Source organism: Methanobacteriaceae archaeon, assembly GCA_030656015.1.
GTDB lineage: Archaea > Methanobacteriota > Methanobacteria > Methanobacteriales > Methanobacteriaceae > UBA349.
In genome coordinates this window covers 25,796-47,176 of record JAUSNX010000009.1, presented here as the reverse complement: position 1 = coordinate 47,176, position 21,381 = coordinate 25,796, and the positions used below count along the sequence as shown (strand labels likewise).

Genomic DNA, 21,381 nt, shown 5'->3' with positions numbered 1-21,381 from the left:
TTAAACATGTATGAAAGAAATTATAAATTAGTATCAGCTAAATTTAAGGAGTTTTTCTTACCCACTCTACTCATGTCCATGGCCATGAACATCAGTACCTTTATGGATACTCTAATTGTAGGTAACACCTTGGGCCCAGCTAATATTTCAGCTATGGCCCTAATTGCACCTATAATCACTTTTATTAATCTTATTTATTGGATGGTTGGTTTAGGAGGATCACTTCTTGCAGCAGTGGCTAAGGCAGAAAGGGATGAAGAAAAGAGTAATATGTATTTCACGGTTTCTCTGATATTTTTAATTGCTATTGGGGTATTATTTTCGATTATAAGCTTGCTGTTTTTAGATAATTTAGTTGCTGCTCTTACTAGTAATCCTCAGCTAGCATTTCTGGTTAAAAGATTCCTAGGAGTTTATTTGTTGGGATCCCCATTATTATTTGTATTAATGGGTATCGCTTACTTTATACGTGCCGATGGAAAACCTCGTCTATCTTTTTATGCTCTTTTAATAGCCAATGTGGTTAATTTGATACTGGACTTATTTTATATATTAGTTCTGGGAATGGATATACAAGGAGCGGCTTTAGCTACAATATCTGGTTATGCTGTGGGAACTATATTCATAATGCAGTATTTCTTCTCTAAAGAAAGAACAATGCGTTTACTATCATTAACAAAATGTAAATTATATGCCCTAGGAGATATAATAAAAATTGGTTTTCCTCCGGCTTCATTGCAGCTATTTTTAACTCTTAAACTATTTTTGATAAATATTCTAATCTCTATGGTAATTGGTAAGCCTGGTTTGACCGCCTTTGCTGTTTTTTATAATAGTTTATTTATTGTTTATATGTTTTTGATTGGAACATCACAGGCCATGTCACCTATAGTTTCCATTTACTTCCAAGAAAAGGATTATTTTGGAGTAAAATATACAATTAGTACTTCTTTTAAGATAGTTTTATTTAGTGGTGCGGTTTTTACTTTATTGTTTATGGCCTTTCCCAGTGCATTACTTAATTTATTTGGAGTAAGTGACCCTGTGGATATGATAGTGGGGATAAATGCCATACGCATACTTTCTTTAAGTATTATAGGTACAGCAATTACATTTTTGATGCTGTTCTATACCCAAGCCATCCAGCAAAAGGGGTTATCATTCTTTATTTCCATAACCCAAGGCCTTTTAATCCCAGTAACCAGTGCATATATACTTGCCCCATTGATAGGTGTGGATGGTATATGGATATCATTCTTAATAGCAGAATTAGGTACTATTATCATGATTTATTTAACCACCAAAATAATCGCTAAACGTTCCCAGGGCAAGTATTCTGGATTTTTCTTATTAGGTAATCATGATGATGCTCCAGTGATGGATGTGACTATTGGTAATTCTGTAGAGGAAGTGGTGGGTTTATCTGAAAAATTGATTAATTTTGCCACTGCAAATGGGGTGGATGAGAAAATAGCTTTACGAATTGGGATGACTATGGAGGAGATGGCCATAAACACTATAAATTACAATCAAAATAAAATTGACAATATGGATATTTTATCAAGAATTGGGGATGATGAGATAACTATTGCCTTTAAGGATTCGGGGATTGAATTTAATCCATCAAACTTTTCCTCTGCAGAAGAACAATCATTTGAAAATATCGCTGTATTGCAGAAGATGGCAGATGATATAAGCTATGCTCGTGTTATAGGGTTAAATAGTACAGTTATTAGTATAAAAAGATGAAATAGAAATAATTAATAATGATAATGAGTGATGCTTAAATTTTATAATTTTTGAGTTAGGTTTTAAATTAAGTCTTTAGGAGTTTAAAGCATGAACATTGATAAAATCGTAGAAGAAAAAAGACTAGTAATTAAATTAGAAGGTAGATTAGACACTAATACTGCCCCTATTTTAGAAGAAGAACTAAAAAAAGATTTGCCTGATGTAAAAGAGTTGATTCTGGACTTTAAAGAATTGAAGTATATTTCCAGTGCTGGATTGAGACTGGTTCTTTCCACCCAAAAAACAATGAATGTACAAGGCAGTATGGCCATTAAAGATGTAAATGATTTTATAATGGAAGTTTTTGAGGCTACTGGATTTATAGATATTTTAACTATTGAATAAAAGATTAATAGAATTTCTGATAATTAATTCAAATATAATCAATTTAACTATGAGAGAATGGTTAGTATGAATAAATTATTAATCCCTGCAGATACAGGAAATCTTGGGAAAGTTCTGGGTTTTGTTAGTCATAACTTGGATTCAATTGAGATACCTCTTAAAAATAGATTCCAATTAGAACTTGCAATTGAAGAAGCATATGTCAATATCGCAAAATATGCTTATGGCAAAAAAGAAGGGGACGTTTTAATTGAATACTCTTTTGAAGAGGATCATTTAATAATAACTATTAAGTTTACTGACTGTGGAATTCAGTATAATCCCTTAGAAAAGGAAGATCCGGATATTGTGTCAAAAACTTCTGAAAAAGAAATTGGGGGATTGGGAATTTATCTTATTAAAAAGAATGTTGATTATTTAGGTTATGAGTATGTTAATGGTAAAAATATTTTAACCATTCAAAAAAAATTAAAAAAATAAAAAAGGAATTAAAATAGCATTTTTTCTTTTTAAATGATTTAAAATGCTTTTTTAGATGGATAACAATATATTCTTCTATAAAATTAAAATAGAAATACAATATAATCTCATAACATATTTAATAAAATCCAACTTACTAAGTGGAGATTGAAATGACTAATTCAATAAGCACCAAATCAAAAATTAAGACCCTGCTGATTTGCAGTGCAATAGTCTTTGCTATCAAGTTTCTTTTTCATTATTTCTATCCAGCCATATCCATTTCTGAATTAGGTCCAGCTAGTGCATTACCGCCCATTTTCGGTTTGATGTTTGGTGCATGGGGAGCAGCAGGCGCAGCATTTGGATATTTATTATCTGATATTTTATCTGGCCACCCCCCTCAAATTTATACTATAAATTTTTTTATTCAGTTTTTATATGCTTATATTCCTTATAAATTATGGTATGGTATGAATATTGGAGAAAATAGTTCTCCTAGGTTAGATACAGTTAAACACCTAATAAAATTTGTAATAATCATGTTTATAACCGCCACAGTCATGGCAGCTTTTCTTGGATTTTTAATGGATGGTTTAGGATTATATGATCTGGTTTCTTTAACTACCATAGTATTTGCATTTAATAACTTTGATTTTTCTATAATGTTTGGTAGTTTGATTATTATTGCTGCCAATTATTATGGCCTTAAAATGTATAAACCGAAAATAAGTAAAAAACATTTAATCCCACCTAAAGCATTTAATTTAATGCTAGTATTGGCGGTTATAATGGCTGTTGTTAATATTATTTACACTACATTTGAAGAACCTAATATTTGGACATTTGCTGCAGCAACCATATCTTATTCCTTAGCTTTCATATATATTCTAAAACCTTTAACAAAAGAAATTATAGAAAAAAAGACCGAAATAAAGATTTCTTTAACCGAAAGATTAATTATAATTTTCATCACCACAGGTATGTTAATTGCCTTAGTTACTGGAATCCGATCCCTTTTCACAATTACCATGTTGAGTGGGGATAAAATATATTTTTGGGAGTCAGTATATCTTAATATAACTTTGATACTATCTATTTTTTATATGTCGTCCATAGGATTTTTATGGTATCTCGAAAAAAATATTACTACTCCTATCGAGTCCATATCTAATATTGCACAAAATTATGTAAGTGATTCTAATGGAATAACTAATGACGTCAGTATTATATCAAAATGTGAACAGTACGCCAGCCAAGAAAGTGAAGTGGGGATTTTAGCACTTTCTTTTGAAAAAATGATTAAAGATTTAAAAATTTATATAAAAAATCTGGAAAAGGTCACGGCTGAAAAAGAAAGGATAAATACTGAGTTGAATGTTGCCCAAAAAATACAGGCAGATATGTTACCTCGGAAATTTCCAGCTTTCCCGGGAAGAAATGAATTTGATGTTTATGCCATTAATATACCTGCCAAAGAAGTTGGAGGGGATTTTTATGATTTCTTTTTAATAGATGATAATCATTTAGCAATTGTTATTGGAGATGTCTCTGGAAAAGGAGTGCCCGCGGCATTATTTATGGTAATTGCAAAAACATTAATTAAAAACCACACACAACTTGGAAAAAGCCCGGCAGAAGTATTCAACACAGTTAACAATCAGTTATATGAAGGAAATGATGAAAATATGTTTGTAACTGCTTGGATGGGGATTTTAGAAATTAAAACTGGTATTTTTACATATGCTAATGCAGGTCATAATCCCCCATTACTAAAACATGATGGTGAAGATTATAATTGGTTAAAATCAAAACCAGGATTTGTTTTGGGTGGAATGGAGAACATCCAATATAATCAAAATATGATTACTTTAAATCCCGGAGATAGAGCATATTTATATACTGACGGTGTAACTGAAGCTACCAATTGTGATGATGAATTATTTGGGGATTCAAGGCTTTTAAAAGTTATTAATAGTAAAAAGGATCCAGAACTTAAAAACTTGCTATTGTATGTTCAGGAAAAAATTGATGTTTTTGTAAGGGGTAGAGAACAGTTTGATGATATTACCATGCTGGTAATGAAATATAAAAATTAACTAATGTGCTGAATGTTAAAAAAGAAGCATATTAATCCTAATTAATCTAATAATTAGTTAATAATTATTTTTATTAGTAATGGAACCTAGAATGAATTACTAAATGATAAATAAGTTCCATGAAATTGCATTTAAAATTAAACTATAATAATGTAATAACTTAATAACTATAATAATGGGTGAGGAGAGTTACCCTCCTTAAAGGAAAGTCCTCTGCAAATTAATTTATAAACTAATGCTTAACTCCTCTTCCTCTTTTACTTCCAGCTTTCCTATATCGGGATTTTGGCCTGGTTCTTTTATTTGTTCCTTTGACTTTGGACATATTTTTCACCTCCAAATTATTAATTTTATTATTTATTTAAGAGCATGAATCTAAATTTTAATTACACACTCAATTTGATTTTAACATAAATATGATAATCTCAACTTTATTATTAATTAGCGATTAAGGAAATAATAATTACTTTAACACACTAATATTTGTTCTTTGATATCTTTTTTAATAATTACTTATATACTTTACCTATTTGCTTTTAAATAGCCATACATAAGAAGTTTAAGGGCAGGATATATTAAATTCAATTTTTAAAAATTTAATCATTTCTTACTTATCATATGTCTATAATTTACTTATCTTAAAAGGATTACCTTGTTAGGATTGCTTATCCATTATTTAATAAAAAACTACTTAATAAAATATTTTTTAAAATAATTATCAGTATTTAATTAATTTTAGTAATTATTAAAAAAGAATTTGTATTTAATTTAATTTTTTTATGTTAATTATTGTTTTCATCGTTTTAAAAAACTGAATATGTTATTTAATTAAATATTCAGTCTTCTAAGGTGGAAGTATCACCTAAATCTTCTCCTTCTTCCTGAGCTCTTAAAATACGCCTCATTATTTTTCCACTTCGGGTTTTAGGAAGTTTATCAACTTGTTGTATTTCTCCTAAAACTGCTACTGGCCCTAACTCATAGCGAACGTGTTTTTTTAGGTTTTCAATAAGCTTAGTATTTAATTGATAACCTTCTTTCAATATAATGAATGATTTAATAACCTGTCCTTTAATAGGATCTGATTTACCAATTACAGCACATTCTACAACAGCCGGATGAGAAACAAAGGCAGATTCTACTTCTGAGGTTCCAACACGGTGGCCGGCAATATTCAGTACATCATCAGAGCGTCCTTGTATCCAGATATACCCATCTTCATCTTTTCGAGCAATGTCTCCGGCATGGTAAACTCCACCAGGTATTTTATTCCAGTAGGCATCAATATAACGTTTTTCATCCTTATAAAGGGTTCTAAACATGGCTGGCCATGGTTTTTTAATTACTAGATATCCTCCTTTGCCTGGAGCAACAGGATCCCCATTTTCATCCACCACATCAGCATCAATCCCCGGAAGTGGGAGAGTTGGTGTTCCTGGTTTAAGAGGAGATATTGGTAGTGGAGCAATCATATGCATTCCGGTCTCAGTTTGCCACCAGGTATCCATTATTGGGGTCTTTTCTTTCCCCACATTTTTATATAACCACATCCATGCCTCTGGATTCATTGGTTCCCCAACACTACCTAATATTTTTAGTGAAGAAAGATTGTAAAGATTAGGATGCTTACTTCCATATCTCATGAGGTGTCTAATGGCTGTTGGTGCGGTGTATAATTTAGTTACCCCGTACTTTTCTACAATTTTCCACCAGGCACCAGGATCCGGATAGTCTGGCGCTCCTTCATAAATCATAGTTGTGGTTCCCAAAAGTAGGGGGCCGTAAATAGCGTAACTGTGACCTGTAATCCAACCAATATCACCAGTACACCACCATAAATCCCCATCATGAATATCAAAGACGTTTTTCAAAGTGGTGGCTACACCCACCATATAACCTGCCGTGGTGTGCAGAACTCCTTTTGGTTTTCCCGTACTTCCTGATGTGTAGAGAAGGAATAATGGGTCTTCAGCATCCATTTCTTCTACAGGGCATTCATCAGATTCACCATCAACTAAAGTATCATAGAATATTTCCCTACCACTTAACTCCGATATGGTTATAGGGTTTCCGGCATGCTGAACTACCACTACTGTTTCAATGGTGGAACACTGCAACAAGGCCTCATCGGCGATCTTTTTAAGGTCTATTATTTTTCCTCTGCGGTATGTTCCATCAGCAGTTATTAAAACCTTGGCATTAGAATCGTTCATTCGTTCTACAAATGCACCTACACTTAGACCAGAATAGACAACACTATGTAGTGCCCCAATACGGGTACAGGCCAGCATAGATATTAAAAGTTCCGGACACATAGGCAGATACATAGAAACGGTATCTCCCTTTTTAATGCCCAGATTTTTTAAGGCATTGGCCATTTTATTTACTTCGCGGTAAAGCTCGTAATAGGTGAGTTTTCTCTCCTCTCCATTTTCATTAGCATATAAAATGGCTACTTTGTTTCTTTTATCTGTAAAAACCCATCTATCAACGGCATTATAACATAAATTAATTTTTCCATTGGTGAACCACTTGTAGAATGGCTTCTTGCTATCATCAAGAACTTTATCCCATTTTTCAAACCATTCAAACTGTTCGGCTTTCTCAGACCAGTATTTTTCCAGGTCTTGGCCCTTTTCAATTTCGGCCTCCCAGTTTTTAACGTGAGCTTCTTCTACTATTCTATAATTGGCTTTAAAAACCCTTTTTTCATCTAGAAGAACTGAAGTATCTTTATTCATATTATTCACCACCATTATTTTAAAAATTAAGTAATACTTTCATTGATTTTTTACTTCCTACATCAAGAATATAAAGATACATTTTAGGATATATAAATTTTTAGCAAATTTTGATCTTTTTTTAAAAAATTTAATAAAAAATCCTTTAAAATTGGAATAAATAAATTGAAATGGGAATTAATAAAATAATGGTTTATTAATTGATTAATAAGTACTGGTACCATATAAACATTAGAATCAAAGTTTTAATTGATCCACAGCCATTATAAAATCCTTTACTTGTTGTTTAATGGTATTGCTAGGATTGGCATATGCTTCATATATTATGGCGGGGGTCCCGTTTTTAATTATGGGAATAGTACTGTAAGCTGGGCTGCTAGGTTCGGGCATGGAGTAATAATAAAGCCATTTTAGACTTGTTGTTAGATTTTTTGCGATTTTTAATGATTTGCTGTCACTAAATGGAACAAAGGTGAATGATTTATCAATATAACGGCCATTGGAAGCATGTACATCAATTACTAGACTGTAATTATTTTTATTTACGTCAGGAACTATGTATTTATAAGACAGTTTCTGTCCATTCAATCGTCCTTGGGAGTAATCATAGGTACCTTTGGTGACATTTATGTAGTAAAGATAGTAGCAATTTTTCAGAGAGTTCGAATTTTCTCGTATATTGGCCATAGTTGCATTGTGTGATCGAGATTCACGGGGGTGTTGGCCCAGAATGTAGGCAATTTTCACTGTTGAATTAGGATTTCCATAGGGCCCTTCTTTCGTAACCACACCCATAGAATCATTCCCTAAGATTTCTTTAGTGGCGACAATAATGGATGTAGTATTAGTTGCATTGGTGGTGGGGTGAATATTGTTGTATGGAACAAAAAAAGAAGCTAGAAATATGGTAAAAATGGCTATAATAGCTACGATACCCCATCGAGAAATTAATGGACAACTACTTGATGGACAGGTTAATTTTTGATTATTATGAGTATTTTTATTTAATAAATTGGACTTATTTGATTTTTTGAAATTTAATTTGTCTTGGAGTTGCTTTAATTTGTCTTTCAAAAAGGATCACCGATACCAATAAAACCTTATTTAATATTATCTGACCATTATATAAACTTATTTAAACATTTATTAAATAAAATATCTTAAAAATAAGTTAATCAATTAATAAACGTCTCATATTCTTTTTTTATAAATTAACTCTTTAAACTTAATTTTAAACTCAGTTCCATCCATTGTGGATATTTCCATTGATCCTTCTATTTGTTCTACTAAATTATTTACCAATTGTAAACCTAAATTTTCAGAATAATCTAAGATTATATTCTCTGGTAAACCCACACCATTATCACTAATTTTCAATATAAATTCCTTATCAACCTCTTTAAGACTGATTAATATATTTCCTCTTTGATTATTTGGAAAAGCGTGTTTTAAAATATTTATAATTAATTCATTTATAATTAATCCCAAGGGTATAGCAGTATCGATTCCCATTTCTAAATCTTCTATATCAGTATTTAGAGTAATAATTGTTTTATCAATATCATATAAGTAAAATAGGTCTGATACAAAGCCATCTATATAATTTTTAATGTGTATATGGGTTAAATCATTGGAATTATACATTTTAGAGTGAATCATGGCCATGGATCTGATTCGACTTTGAGTAACCAGTAAAATATCTTTAAAATCATCTTCTACATAATTTGACTGTAGATTAAGCAAACTAGAGATTACTTGGAGATTGTTTTTCACTCTATGATGAACTTCACGAAGTAAGGCCTCTTTTTCATTTAATGATGATTCTAATTTGTTTACAGCTTTTTTTCGCTCAGTAACATCATATAAATAATTAATATTTCTGTTTTTACCTTCAATAGGCATTGACTCAGTGGTAATCAACACAACACGCTTTTCACCAGATTTAATGTTTATTTCAGCTTCTAAATCTTTAATTTCTCCCTCTTCCTTAAATTCTTTAATTAAAATATTTCTTACTTTTTCACTAGTTATGCCTAATTTAGTAGAACTTACACCCAGGACTTCTTCCTTTTTAAAGCCAGTTAATTCTAAATAACTTTCATTAGCATCTATAATTTTTCCATCTTCTTCTGTAAGAATAATAGCTATGGGATTAGTACTAAAAGCTTTAAAAAATCTCTCTTCACTTTCTTTAATAGAATCTAAATTACGAAATACTAAAAAATAAATCAAAATTGAAGTAAGAATTATGAAAACAGTTCCTTTTGCACTGGCAAAAATTATTGAAAGATGATTATTGGTAACCAATAAACTTAATAATTGGTCTGAACTTATTATCCAGATAATACTGACTATAAAATAAATTAATGTAATTTTAAAGGCAGCTCTACGCGGCTTTATTTTATTGGATTTAGATTTATTCATAGTTTACCTATTAGTTTGTAAAAATTTCTTTTCAGTCTAATTATTGTCTTCACCACTTTTCATCATAAAAGCTAACCAACGAGTTTCCTCAAAGTTTTCCAGGTATTTCACTACAACAATAGTTAGGGGAACAGCTAAAAATACTCCTATAGGCCCTAAAATCCATCCCCAAAGGAATAGTGAGACGAAAACTACGTACATGGAAAGTTGAAGTCCTTTGCTGGTCTGTCGAGGGAAAATAAAACTTTCAGCAATGGTATTGATAATAGCAAATAGCACTACAACTGCCAAAGCACCTTCTAGTCCATATTTGGCCCAGGCCATTAATGCAGGGAGTATGGTTGCGAGTATAATACCTATATATGGAATAAATCCAAGAATAAATGTTAAAAGCCCCCCACAATATGGCAAAATCAGGTCCAAAAGGAATAAAAAGAATAATAGTTATTCCAACTGCTGCAAACAAATTAACTCTAATTCTTATTACAAAATACTGAATAAATTCATGGATTAAAATAAGAATACGATCTAATTTGGGATTACCCTTTCCCAAAGCTTTTATAAGTCTCTCTTTCATTTTTGGAGTTTCATATACTAAAAATACAGTTGCTAAAAGTACAAAAAAACCATTCTCAATAATATTTGCTAAGTTACTTACTCCACTGGATGCTAAAGTCGATGTAATACTCTGAATGACAGTATTGGCCTCTCCTGCTAGAATTGACGACGAATTTATTGAAAGATTGGGTAGTTGCCCTTTCAATTGGATTATGGTAACATAAAATAAGCCTATGATAAATAATCCCAGTACAATAATCCCTATAATAGTTATTAAATGTGCAATATTATAAGGCACACCTTTTTTGTTAAGCCACATTAAAAAGGGCACTATAATTACTGCGAGGAATATGGAAAGCAAAATAGGTGCTAAAATAGGTGCAGTAAAATTCAAACCCATGATAAATATGATAACAATTGCTAAAATAGATATTTGCCTGAGGAAAGGTGGTATACTCAAATCATCAATCATTTTTTTTCTCCATTTCTTATTTTAATTTTAAAAGATATTAAATTATTTAATTAAAAATGATATGGAAAAATATAGGTAATATAAAGGCCAATAATTAATAATAAAACGGAGGGGATTATATGCCTGATTTAGGACCATTGGGGCGCGGAGGAGCTAGACGAAGAACTAGGAGAAGAATGAATGCTGTGAATGAAATGCAAAATTCAAAACAAGAACAGGAACCAACTGAAAGTTCTGAAACTGTAGTTACAACAGATAGCTCTGAAAAATTAGTAAAATTAGCTAAACTCTTAAAAGATAAAGGAGTTATTACTGAAACCGAGTATAATTTAATATTTGAATAAATACATTTTTTAATTTTTAATCATTGTGATATTCAATTAGTGATAATTCAATTTAATTAATCTATTATTTAATAATCATATTATTTATTCAATTCAAGTGTATTTAGGCCATAAAAAAGAGGTAATTTGATTTTCAAAGGTGATAAAATGGTAGTTGGACATCATGAAGGAAATAAAATTGAATTAACATTGGAAAAAGATGGTTTAAGTCTTAAAAAAACTGGCAGGCTAATTGGAAGGAATAAAGGCGAGCAGTTTGTGGAATATGAAGATATAACTGGGATTGAATTTAAAAAAGGTTTGGTTTTTGGAGATCTTGAAATATCTACTTCTGGAATGAAAATTGAAGTTGAAAGGGTTAAAAAAACTGAGGGAGACGATTTTGTCACAGTATTAAGAGATAAACTGACCGAAAGTCGCCTTGAAAAACAGGGTAAAACTGAAACTTTAAGTCCTATGGATGAAATTAAAAAGGCCAAAGAATTACTGGATTCTGGAGCAATCAGTGAAGAAGAGTTCGAAAATATAAAAAAGAAATATTTATAACTTAATTTTAACTTTATTTTAAATTTAATCCCAAGAAGTAATAATCTTCTAAAATTTAAAGAAATAATATTATTTTTAATCAATTTTTTAGATTAATCTTTTTAGATTAATCAATTTTTTCTGGAATTTCTCTATTTTCATTATCACCAAATAAATCAAAAACCTCCATTATCCCTGCAAGAATTAAGAATCCACCAATTAAAGCAGCAGATACAAAGGTATTGCCCATGAAGGCACCCATTATTACAAACAATATGCCTATGATAATTCCTATTGCTCCAATAACTTTTCCTTTAACTCCTTCACCAGATAATAAAGAGGATATTCCGGCCAATGCTAATAAAAATCCAACTAAATAAACTGCTAGGAATATGAATAATTGAAATGTTTTAATATCTGCAATAAATATTAGTCCTAACATTATAGAAAAAATAGCTATAATTATATTTACTGTACCAATAGCTAAGCTCTCTGATTTAAAACTTTGTATTATAAACCAGATTCCTAAGAATATTAGTCCAACGCCAGCAATATGACTTAGAGTAAAAACACTAATTAAAGGGAATATAATAACAATTAAACCCATTATTATCGATATGATACCTATTAAAACGTTTTTTGATTCGGTCATGATAAAAATCTCCAATTTTATAATTTATAATATGTTATAATCTATGGATTATTAGATTTAAAAATTTTTATATGATTTTCAATCCATCATGTATTTTATGAATCAAAATGAAGTTTTATCTGATTATTGTCATAAGAGTTATAAGAAAATTCATAGTGAAAGATAATTAATTTTATAAAAGTTATAAAAGAAAAAAATAGACTCTATTTTATATTATTTATACTCTAATTCATTAAATATTATTTTAAATTCCGTTCCATGACTTATATCAAGTTCTATTTCTGCATCTATTTGATAAGTTAGACTATTAATTAATTGAAGGCCTAAAGAATCAGTATCTTTAAAGTCAATATCAGAGGATAAACCAATTCCATTATCACTCACAATTAATATATTTTTTCCATTATTTGACTTCAGTTTAATATTTATAGTACCTTCTCGTCCATCAGGGAATGCATATTTCATACAATTTGATACCAGTTCATTTACTATTAAACCTAAAGGAATAGAAATGTTAATGTCAAGTAAAATGCTTTCTATATCCATATTAAGTTTTATGAGACTAGAATCCAGGTTATAAGTCTGGAATAAATCATTAACTAATTTATTTATATATTCACCGAAGTCTATACTCTTAAGGTCAGCTGAGTTATATAATCTCTCGTGGATAAGAGCCATAGATTTTGCTCTGGTTTGACTTTCTCTAAATAACTCCAAATCATCCTTATTTTTAATATATTCCGATTGTAAGTTCAGAAGACTAGAAATAACAGCCAAATTGTTTTTTACACGGTGGTGAATCTCTTTTAATAACATTTCTTTTTCTTTTAATGAACTTTTTAAATGATCTTCTGCGCGTTTTCCATACAGTGCTTCTATAAATGCCACAGCAAGAGTTTCAATTTTTTTCTGATCAACATTTCCATATCCCTCTTCCTTGTTGGCTAATGCTATAATACCTATTGTTTTATCTCCACGCTTTAAAGGGATTCCTAAAAAAGAATTTATGGGAGGGTTTCCTTCAGGAACTCCCATACTATCAGGGCCATATTCTGGATTATTCACTATTATAGGTTTTCCCTGCTTTAAAACTCTTCCCCAGTAACTAATAATCTCCACATTACTCAGCAGATTAATTGCTTCAGATTGAGGAATGTTGCATTTATCCCATCCGGGATCGCTTATGGCTAGAGTATCTGTTGTGCCTTTTTCATTAATTTCTTTAATGAAGCCAAATTTACTATTGGTAAGTTTTTCAGCAACACTTAGAAATATAATTGCAACTTCTTTGTCATTTTCAGCTTTTATGGAATCTTGTAACACTTCATTAATAGAATTGGTGAGTTTTATTTGACTTTTAATTTCTTCTTCAGCCATTTTTCGAGTAGTAATATCACTCATCATTCCTAAAGCCCCTTTAAAAACACCCTCCTTATCGAAAAGTGGATTAGTAGAAACCATAATCCACACGTCAAAACCGTTCTTATTCCGGAAACGGAAATCATGGATTTCTTTTAAGCCTTTTCTGCGTCTTTCCATTTTTGCCTGAGCATCGATTTTTGCAGTATCATCCATAAAATCAAAAAGAGATTTACCTAACATTTCTTCAACAATATACCCTAACATTTCAGCCATACTAAGGTTAACATAACGGGTATTAGCGTTTTCATCAATGATCCATATTCCTTCTTGTGCAGTTTCAATAATAGTACGATATTTCTGCTCACTTTCTTTTAATGTGTCTTCTATTTTTTTAAGCTCAGTTATATCTCTGGCAGCCGCAAAAACGCCCATAATATTACCTTTTTCGTCATGGAATACTGATGCATTGTACATAACCGGTGTAATATGTCCGTCTTTATGTTGAATTTCTAAAGGGTAATTCTTTACCCAGCCCTTATGGAATACACGTTTGTATCCCTCTTCTGCCTTATCCTGAGCCGTAAAATAACTGGAAAAATCAGTTCCGATTATCTCTTCTCGTTTATAACCAGTCACTATTTCTACAGCTTTATTTAAGTCGGTTATTTTTCCATCAGCGCCAATAGTAACTAAAGGATCAATACTAACTTCAATTAGACTACGATTATAATTATCAGACCTTCGTAAATCTTCTGTTCTTTCTTTAACCTTTAATTCTAAAGTATCAATGGATTCTTTTAAGGCCATTTCTAATAATTTTCTTTGCTTAAGATTCTTTTTCCAATGTTTTAATGTTACTTCAGGAAGTTTTCCTGCTAAAAATTCTTCAGCAGGGACATAATAAAAATTATCATATATTTCAGTTCCAATGACTGCTATAGGATGAGTTTCTAATATATCTATGAGTATTTCCGGGTCGAAAACTCGGGTATCATATTGGCATATGGCCAGACATTTATTATCCTGAAAAAATTGATTTAATTTCGCCTCATATTCAATCAAACGTTCAGATCCAGGTAACCCTCGAAGTGCCCATGACATCTCACCGGTCACCCGCAATGCATCAAAATCCTCTTTTAAAGCTTTTTCGGTCTCTTGTGAAAGCATATCTATCATGCCATCTGGATCGAAAATTCCTTCTTTCATATAAGATTCATTAATGGTCAAAATGGCCAACTGTCCACTTTCCAGATAAGGATTAACATCAATCCCATCGTCACGTAAATAATCGAGAACAGTTTCTGATGTACGTGAATCTACAATATAAAACACTTTTTCATTATTTTCTAGCCCAAATCGTATATAGGGAGTAATTATTGATTTATGTTCTTTGTCAGTCTCATAGATACAACAAAGATGATCTCCTGGTTTCAATTTCTCAATTTTATATAATTGATAACTTTTCATATTTAAACGACCCACAACTACTCCAAGTTAGTTTCATAGGCATTTATTAAATATAATATTAACGGAGGTCCCTGATTTACATGCTTTTATTATAAATCATATCTTAATATTTACGCTAAAAGCATAATTTTTAATCTGTAAAAAATTAACTAAATTAAATATTAATATATTTTTAATACTATTTGTTTTTATGGAGAATAAGAAAAAAATGAAATAATCTTCAATTTTTAAGAAATAATTTAAAATGAAATTTAAAATGACATATTTTTATCAAAAATATTTACCTCATCAAATCCTTTTCTTATACTTCAACTCCTTAAAATTAATTTTATACTTAGTTCCATGGCTTCGGTCTAATTCCATAGTACCGTCCAACTGATTAATTAGGCTGATTATTAATTGTAGTCCCAATGTTTCAGTTTTTTCTGGTTTAATATTGTCAGGAATTCCTACTCCATTATCCATAACTGTTAAAAAGTAGTTTTCATCCTTTAATTTAAGTATAATTTTGATTTTTCCTTTCTGGTCTTCAGGGAATGCATATTTGACACTGTTTGTTACAAGTTCGTTTATTATGAGTCCTAAGGGAATGGCTGTGTCGAAACCCATATGTACATCTTCAATATCCAAATCCCATTTAATAAGTCCTTTATTGACACCATAGGAATAGAAAATATCAGAAATCAAGCTGGTAAGATATTCCTTAAAGTTAATTTTAGTAAAGCTATCAGATCTATACAGCTTTTCATGGACAATAGACATACTTTTTATTCTACCCTGACTCTCTCTCAATACACTAACCGTTTCATCAAAATCTTCAAACTGGATTTGCAGGTTTAATAGGCTAGAAATAATCTGCATGTTATTTTTAACCCGATGATGAATTTCTCTAAGAAGCACTTCTTTCTCATTTAAAGACTCTTTTAAAGCATCATCAGCTTTTTTACGATCAGTTATATCAGTAATTACGCCTATAAGTCCTTTTAGTGTACCATCTTCATTTAGTATTCTAGATCCAGTTAGTTCACCCCAAAAAGTAGAGGTGTCTTTTCGCCGGTAGAGTCTCTCTAAATGAACAAATTCTGTTTCAGCATTAATAAGTTTAATCATACTGCTTTCTGCGGCTTTTCTCTCACTTTCACTGATTAAATCTAAATAAGACATATTATCTAATTCTGAGAGATTGAAACCAAATAGTTCACTTAGATGTTGATTTGCAAGTTGTATGGACCCTTTAGAATCTACAAGAACTATACCTGAGCTGACCGTATTAAAGATGACACTTATTTGCATTTCACTTTCTTTTAGTTTTGATTCATACTTTTTACGGTCAGTTATGTCCATGAACATGCCGGAAAGAACATCATCCTTTAAACTAGCACTTAAAATAACATTAACTACTTTACCCTTTTTGCTAATTGTTTCTATTTCATAATCAGTAACTCGACCTTCTTTTTGGAGTTCATGAATTAAGGGGAGCCTATCCTCTGGATTCTTGTATAACTTTAATATATTCCCTTTTTTTAAATCAGATACATCATCATAATGAAATATGTGGGCCGTGGCAGCATTAGCAAATAAAAATTCACCCTTTAAATTACTCTTAAAAATCGCGACTGAAGAGTGGTCCACTAGTTCCCGATAATTTCTTTCACTCTCTTTCAGGGCCTTTTCAGCAATTTTAAGGTCTTTAACCATGATTTTATACTTTTCTTCACTTTTTTGAAGGGATTCTTCTGCTTTTTTATTAATGGTTATATCTTCAAATACTGTGGCAAAGGTTCCTTTTGATGGTGAAAATACGGATATGTTAAAATATTTATCCATAGGTTCAAAATAGGTTTCAAATTGTGCGGGCTTCCTATTTTGTGCCACTTCAGAATAAACATTAAGATATGGTGCCTTTTTGGCATTATATTCTTCAGAGGCTCTTTTTCCTATAATATCAGTTTTTTTAATTCCCAGAATTTCTTCATAAGATGGATTTACATCAATTATTTCATAGTCTACTGGAATTTGATTATTATCATAAACCAATTTATGGATGGCTACACCTTCATTCATAGAAGAATAAAGGGTTCTGTATTTTTCTTCACTTTCTTTTAGAATAATTTCATGATTTTTATTGTGAGTTATATCTCTGCCAACTCCGATTATGGCGATAACATTCTCTTCATCATCTAAAACCGCTTTATTGGACCAGGCCAACCAACGCCAACCATCTTTAGTCATGGCGCGTTGTTCATGATAACTGGTATATGGTGGATTATAAATAGATTCTATTGATTTAGAAGTTAATTCCCGATCCTCTTCATGAACTAAAGGCATATAATTTTTACCTAATAATTCTTCCTCAGTTTTGGCGAACATGTGGCAATAACTAGGACTTACATAAAGAAACCTGCCTTCGTTGTCTATTTTGACAACCAGGTCTCTTAAACCTTCTATAAGGAGCCTATAGTCAGATTCACTACCATGAAGTAAATTTTTAGCAGTTTTAAGTTCACTTATATCATTGACAGCTAATTGGAACTCTTTAATATCATTATCACCTCCACCATTATCATTATTATTATTATTATTATTATTATTATTAAAAACTGGTAAGGTTTCTATTAATACATCCAATGATTTTTTCCTATTTTTAAGTTTAATTTCACATTTTTGTTTGGTTCCACTATCCAGGATTTTTCGTGTGTGTTCTTGGAATATTTGTTGCGATTCAGGTGAAATATGTGAAATAAATGATTTATCTAATAATTTTTCTCTATCAAAACCTAAAAATGAAGCCCCGGTCAAATTAATATTGGTGATAATCTTATTTGGATTCAAGGTGATGAATCCTAGGGATGATAGATTAAAAAGTTCAGAATATTTACGCTGGGATTCTTCCAATTCAAGTTGAATACTCTTTAAATCCTTATTTTGCATCTTTAGTTCATCATCCTTTGGATTATCTCGGGCCATATTATCCCCTTAAAATATAAATAAAAATCTTATTTTCATGATAGCTAGATTAATGATAGATAAATTATTTCTAATTATTAATTTAATATATAACCCGTCTTATTTCTTTTTATGTAAAAATAAAAAAATCAATCAATATCAATTTAATATGAATTAAAGTTCAATATCCAGCATTTTAGCTATTACCAAATAATACTGGCCAAACCTTTCCATTTTACCCATTTTTCAGCTATTACTCTTGCTTCAGGACTGCTTATTTTTTTATCATCCGTAAAAGTGAGAGATAATTCTTCTAATTCCAATATCATCTGCAGGAAATGCTTCTGGTCAGGATAATCCTCTAATTAAAACAAATTCAGCAGTCCAAAGGCCTATTCCTCTTATTTCACATAGATCATCAATTATTTTCTGGTTATCTGTATAATCTTTGAATTTTTCAAGATCTAAAACACCAGTTTCTATGTCCTTTGATATAGACTTAATATATTCAGTTTTTCTTAAAGTTAGGCCGCATTCTTTAAGCTGAGATACGCTTACATTATTCAATTGTTTAGGTGTGGGATATGCATAATAAACATGTCCTTCTCTATTTAAATTACTGCCAAATCTTTTGATTATTTTTCTTTCACTATTTTTGGCAACAATCAAAGATATCTGCTGTTCAATAATAGTTGAAACCATGGCTTCAAAAACAGAAGTGGTAATGGACCTTTTTAAACCTTTCAATTTAGGAACTATTTTAGAGAGAACATTATCTGATTTAATATCCTCATGAAAAGGCATAAGATCAAAATCCGGGTTAAAAATCTTTTTAACCATCTCCTATTATTTTTAAAATAGTAGTTTTTATTAACCTTAAGTTGATATTAATTATCATATTTAGAAGGATCATATTTAGAAGGAGGATTTATTTTAATGGAAGACATATACGATCTTTCTCTCGCGGGTGAGATTACAAAAAATGACGCTTTGAACTTAATTGACTCCAATCCATTCCAACTCTTTGATGTGGCTGATAAACTACGCCAGGAGATTGTAGGGGATGAAGTGACCTATGTAGTCAATAGAAACATAGACATTACAGATAAATGCATGATCAATTGTGCTTTTTGCTCCTTTAGAAACAGTATTGGATATGAAATGACCATTGAGGAAATATTAGAATCCGTGGGAGAAGCTAAAGATGTTGGTGCCACGGAAATATGTTTATTTGGTGGTATAATGCCAGATATGGATATAAATTACTACTGTGATATTATTGAGGCTATTAAAAATAGTTATGATATTGAACTTCATAGTTTATCACCAGTAGAAATATTTCACGCCGCCCAAGCATCCCAAATTAGTACCAAAGAGGCACTAAAATCTTTAAAAACAGCTGGTTTGGACACCATGACTGGCGCATCAGCAGAGATTCTGGTTGATTCTGTCCGGGCCAAAATCTGTCCAAAAAAAGTTTCAACGGCAGAATGGGTACGAATCATTACGGAGGCCCATGAAGTCGGTATTCCCACCACATCCACCATTATGTACGGCACCGTAGAAACCTGGGAAGATCGTATAGATCACTTATTAATATTAAGGGATATACAGCGAAAAACTAATGGATTCACTGAATTAGTTCCTATGACTTTCTTAAATGAAAATAACAAGATGGGTAATGAATCTACAGGAGTCAGTGGAATGGAAGATTTAAAATTGCACGCTATATCAAGAGTGATTCTTGGCCGAGATATACCAAATATTCAAGCTTCCTGGATAAAAATAGGAACTAGAATGGCCCAGGTAGCACTATGTTGTGGGGCCAATGATTTAGGAGGTACCATGATGGAAGATAAAATATCCATAGCTGCTGGTGCATCCCATGGAGAACATTTAGCCAGTAATAAAATGAAAGAAACTATAAATGCAATTGGCCGTGTTCCTGTAGAACGAACTACATCGTATGAACGGGTTTAAATCCTTATTTTTTTGTAAATGAGATTATTAAAGGCGGTTTATTATATATTCTAATCATAAATCTGTTTTTTATGATATTATATCTAATGATCGTTGTTTATTTTAATTATTCATTATATTTATTCATTATATTTATTCATTATTTTGATTCTTAAAAGTAATTTTAAAAGAGGTGCCATTGTTTCCATCCATTTCAACCTGACCATCAATTTGTTCTGTTAAACTATTAATAAGTTGCAGGCCCAGAGATCTGGTGCTACGATAGTCCAGATCTTCTGGAAAACCTATACCCTCATCTTTTACTGATAATTCCAATGAATCTTCTTTTTGATGGAAATCTATGCTTATTTCTCCACTTCTATAATCAGGAAATGTGTGTTTCAAGCTGTTGGTTATGAGTTCATTGATAATAAGGCCCAATGGTATGGCAATATTAATTGGAATAAAATAATTCAAAATCATCTGTTTTTATTCTAAATCTTTAAATATTATTTTTAATTCTGTTTATTACCTTAGGAAAGCTTAATTTCACAGTATGTTTATTTCTATCATCATTTTTTTGGTTTTAGGGGTTTGTTTATTTCTTGTAGTATTTCATTGGATACTTTTAGGAATTTTTCCACGATAATGGAATATTTTTCTTCAGTTTTTTCCACTGATTCTGGTTTGTTCATTTCTTGTAGTATTTCATTGGATACTTTTAGGAATTTTTCGGATATAATTCGATATTTTTCTTCAGTTTTTTCTGATTTTTTCAGGGCTAACTTGTAGTTATCTCTATTTTCAGTAACCTCTTCTAAAAGTTTGTTACGATTTTTGAGTATTACATATGCTGCCAAGGTAGCAATGACCGTGCTAAAACCAATGGTTATGAAATGCGACTGCCAAACACTTAGTGTAGGGATAAAGTAAGTTTTAAGAAATTCATACACAAACATTAACCCAAAAACTGCTATAGCAACAAAAAAAAGCTGTTTAGAAAAGCTCTGAGTTACAATTATTGTTTTGATGTTTGATACTTTGTTATCCGATTCATCAGCAGATTTTTTGTCATTATTCATCTTCAAACCTCATATCTTCATTTTTTTTTGCTCATGAAAAACCCTTTGTAAAAGCAATTAATATTTATTAAAATATTAAAATTTCTAGTTATATATTTTAGATTTACTAAATAATATAAATTTTGAAAAAATTAACTTCAAATCCAGAAATAAAT

Annotated in this window: 17 protein-coding genes and 1 pseudogene; 7 read left to right on the top strand and 11 right to left on the bottom strand. The window is 30.8% G+C overall.

The window, feature by feature from the left end:
- Nucleotides 1-6: 6 nt before the first annotated feature.
- The 4 genes from Q7I96_06880 to Q7I96_06865 all read left to right on the top strand — a co-directional run bounded on the left by Q7I96_06880 (nt 7) and on the right by Q7I96_06865 (nt 4,694).
- Nucleotides 7-1,749, top strand: a complete 1,743-nt coding sequence (locus Q7I96_06880; protein ID MDO9627329.1) for an MATE family efflux transporter — start codon at nt 7-9, stop codon at nt 1,747-1,749.
- Nucleotides 1,750-1,839: 90 nt separating this feature from the next.
- Nucleotides 1,840-2,136: an STAS domain-containing protein gene (locus tag Q7I96_06875; GenBank protein ID MDO9627328.1), complete on the top strand. Its 297-nt coding sequence runs from the start codon at nt 1,840-1,842 to the stop codon at nt 2,134-2,136.
- A gap of 66 nt (nt 2,137-2,202) precedes the next feature.
- Nucleotides 2,203-2,616 (top strand): ATP-binding protein, encoded by a 414-nt coding sequence (locus Q7I96_06870; protein ID MDO9627327.1) that lies wholly within the window; start codon nt 2,203-2,205, stop codon nt 2,614-2,616.
- A gap of 152 nt (nt 2,617-2,768) precedes the next feature.
- A complete protein-coding gene (locus Q7I96_06865) occupies nt 2,769-4,694 on the top strand; it encodes a PP2C family protein-serine/threonine phosphatase (protein ID MDO9627326.1) in 1,926 nt (641 codons plus the stop codon).
- An 836-nt stretch (nt 4,695-5,530) separates the two neighbouring features.
- Here the strand turns inward: Q7I96_06865 and acs are convergent.
- The 5 genes and pseudogenes from acs to Q7I96_06840 form a co-directional block, all read right to left on the bottom strand.
- The gene (acs, locus tag Q7I96_06860; GenBank protein MDO9627325.1) at nt 5,531-7,435 is read right to left on the bottom strand and encodes an acetate--CoA ligase; all 1,905 of its coding nucleotides are present in this window, start codon (nt 7,433-7,435) and stop codon (nt 5,531-5,533) included.
- 237 nt (nt 7,436-7,672) lie between these two features.
- A complete protein-coding gene (locus Q7I96_06855) occupies nt 7,673-8,509 on the bottom strand; it encodes a hypothetical protein (protein ID MDO9627324.1) in 837 nt (278 codons plus the stop codon).
- Nucleotides 8,510-8,626: 117 nt separating this feature from the next.
- On the bottom strand, nt 8,627-9,742 hold the full coding sequence (locus Q7I96_06850) for a histidine kinase dimerization/phosphoacceptor domain -containing protein (protein MDO9627323.1): 1,116 nt from the start codon (nt 9,740-9,742) through the stop codon (nt 8,627-8,629).
- Between the two features lie 153 nt (nt 9,743-9,895).
- Nucleotides 9,896-10,270: an AI-2E family transporter gene (locus tag Q7I96_06845; GenBank protein ID MDO9627322.1), complete on the bottom strand. Its 375-nt coding sequence runs from the start codon at nt 10,268-10,270 to the stop codon at nt 9,896-9,898.
- An 85-nt stretch (nt 10,271-10,355) separates the two neighbouring features.
- A pseudogene (locus tag Q7I96_06840) lies at nt 10,356-10,817 on the bottom strand (permease).
- Between the two features lie 191 nt (nt 10,818-11,008).
- Here Q7I96_06840 and Q7I96_06835 point away from each other — a divergent pair.
- Both Q7I96_06835 and Q7I96_06830 read left to right on the top strand, forming a co-directional pair.
- The gene (locus Q7I96_06835) at nt 11,009-11,233 is read left to right on the top strand and encodes a hypothetical protein (GenBank protein ID MDO9627321.1); all 225 of its coding nucleotides are present in this window, start codon (nt 11,009-11,011) and stop codon (nt 11,231-11,233) included.
- 147 nt (nt 11,234-11,380) lie between these two features.
- Nucleotides 11,381-11,779 carry an SHOCT domain-containing protein gene (locus Q7I96_06830; GenBank protein MDO9627320.1) on the top strand — a complete coding sequence of 133 codons (399 nt, stop codon included), beginning with the start codon at nt 11,381-11,383 and terminating at the stop codon, nt 11,777-11,779.
- Nucleotides 11,780-11,885: 106 nt separating this feature from the next.
- Here the strand turns inward: Q7I96_06830 and Q7I96_06825 are convergent, their stop codons facing one another.
- From Q7I96_06825 to Q7I96_06810, 4 genes are all read right to left on the bottom strand, one after another.
- Entirely contained in the window at nt 11,886-12,410 is a 525-nt protein-coding gene (locus Q7I96_06825; protein ID MDO9627319.1) for a DUF308 domain-containing protein, read from the bottom strand.
- A 213-nt stretch (nt 12,411-12,623) separates the two neighbouring features.
- A complete protein-coding gene (locus Q7I96_06820) occupies nt 12,624-15,239 on the bottom strand; it encodes an MEDS domain-containing protein (protein ID MDO9627318.1) in 2,616 nt (871 codons plus the stop codon).
- 288 nt (nt 15,240-15,527) lie between these two features.
- Nucleotides 15,528-18,206 carry a PAS domain S-box protein gene (locus tag Q7I96_06815; GenBank protein MDO9627317.1) on the bottom strand — a complete coding sequence of 893 codons (2,679 nt, stop codon included), beginning with the start codon at nt 18,204-18,206 and terminating at the stop codon, nt 15,528-15,530.
- Between the two features lie 327 nt (nt 18,207-18,533).
- Entirely contained in the window at nt 18,534-19,025 is a 492-nt protein-coding gene (locus tag Q7I96_06810) for a hypothetical protein (GenBank protein MDO9627316.1), read from the bottom strand.
- A gap of 96 nt (nt 19,026-19,121) precedes the next feature.
- On the opposite strand from Q7I96_06810, the gene cofH reads away from it, so the two are divergent.
- Nucleotides 19,122-20,165, top strand: coding sequence for a 5-amino-6-(D-ribitylamino)uracil--L-tyrosine 4-hydroxyphenyl transferase CofH (cofH, locus tag Q7I96_06805; GenBank protein MDO9627315.1), 1,044 nt, complete (start codon nt 19,122-19,124; stop codon nt 20,163-20,165).
- 132 nt (nt 20,166-20,297) lie between these two features.
- Here the strand turns inward: cofH and Q7I96_06800 are convergent, their stop codons facing one another.
- Together Q7I96_06800 and Q7I96_06795 are read right to left on the bottom strand one after the other, a co-directional pair.
- Nucleotides 20,298-20,621 carry a sensor histidine kinase gene (locus Q7I96_06800; GenBank protein MDO9627314.1) on the bottom strand — a complete coding sequence of 108 codons (324 nt, stop codon included), beginning with the start codon at nt 20,619-20,621 and terminating at the stop codon, nt 20,298-20,300.
- Nucleotides 20,622-20,716: 95 nt separating this feature from the next.
- Nucleotides 20,717-21,226, bottom strand: coding sequence for a hypothetical protein (locus Q7I96_06795; GenBank protein ID MDO9627313.1), 510 nt, complete (start codon nt 21,224-21,226; stop codon nt 20,717-20,719).
- Nucleotides 21,227-21,381 lie beyond the last annotated feature (155 nt).